This window comes from Aeromicrobium sp. PFPM2_SD2, from assembly GCF_057364525.1.
The window spans coordinates 1-846 of the sequence record NZ_JBNFNZ010000686.1 but is presented as its reverse complement, the minus strand read 5'-3'; the positions used below and the strand labels follow the sequence as shown (position 1 = coordinate 846).

Genomic DNA, 846 nt, shown 5'->3' with positions numbered 1-846 from the left:
CACCCCGGGCCGCTGCGCGGCGATCGTCGTCGAGGGCACCGTCGTGGGCCACGCCGGCGAGCTGCACCCCCGCGTCTCCGCGACTGGGGCCTGCCGGCCCGCACGGTCGCGGCCGAGGTCGACCTGGACGCGCTCGTCGCGCCGCGCCCGAGCAGGGACCGGCCCCGTCGTTCTCGACCTTCCCGGTCGCCAAGGAGGACCTGGCCCTGGTCGTCGACGCGTCCGTGCCGTCCCAGCAGGTGCACGACGCGCTGGCCGCGTCCGGACCGCTCGTGGAGTCGGTGCGCCTGTTCGACGTGTACACGGGCGAGCAGCTGCCCGAGGGCAAGAAGTCGCTGGCCTTCGCGCTGCGGCTGCGGGCGGCCGACCACACGCTCGGCGACGACGAAATCAAGGCGGCCCGCGAGGCGGCCGTCGCGGCGGCGGCCGACGCCGCCGGAGCCGTCCTGCGCTGAGCCCGACCGCACGACAGGGCCCCCGGACCGATGGTCCGGGGCCCGTCCGTCGTGGTGGGTCAGAACTGGACGGTGGGGGGCGTGGCCTGGCCCTCCGGCGCCCGGTAGAACTCGCGCTGGCCGACCTTGGCCACGCCGCTGAAGAACATCCACGGGATGGTCGTGACCAGCTTGTTCAGGGTGCTGACGGCGTCGTTGTAGAACTGGCGGGCGAACGAGATCTTGTTCTCGGTATCGCTCAGCTCGGCCTGCAGCTGCTGGAAGTTGGTCGACGCCTGCAGGTCCGGGTAGGCCTCGGCGACGGCCATGACGTTGACGATCGCGTTGTCGAGCCGGGCGTCGGCGGCGCCTTGTCGGCGACCGCTGCCGCCCCCGGGCGGCGCCGGCCGCG

General features: G+C 74.1%; 1 protein-coding gene and 1 pseudogene. One reads left to right on the top strand and one right to left on the bottom strand.

What is annotated here, in order from left to right; translation table 11 throughout:
* Positions 1–455 (top strand): annotated as a pseudogene (locus AC2W7G_RS17465) (phenylalanine--tRNA ligase subunit beta-related protein); the annotation flags it as partial.
* A gap of 59 nt (positions 456–514) precedes the next feature.
* Here AC2W7G_RS17465 and AC2W7G_RS17460 read toward each other — a convergent pair.
* Positions 515–846, bottom strand: a 332-nt coding sequence (locus tag AC2W7G_RS17460) for a LemA family protein (RefSeq protein ID WP_485869553.1), incomplete at its 5' end; no start/stop codon positions are given.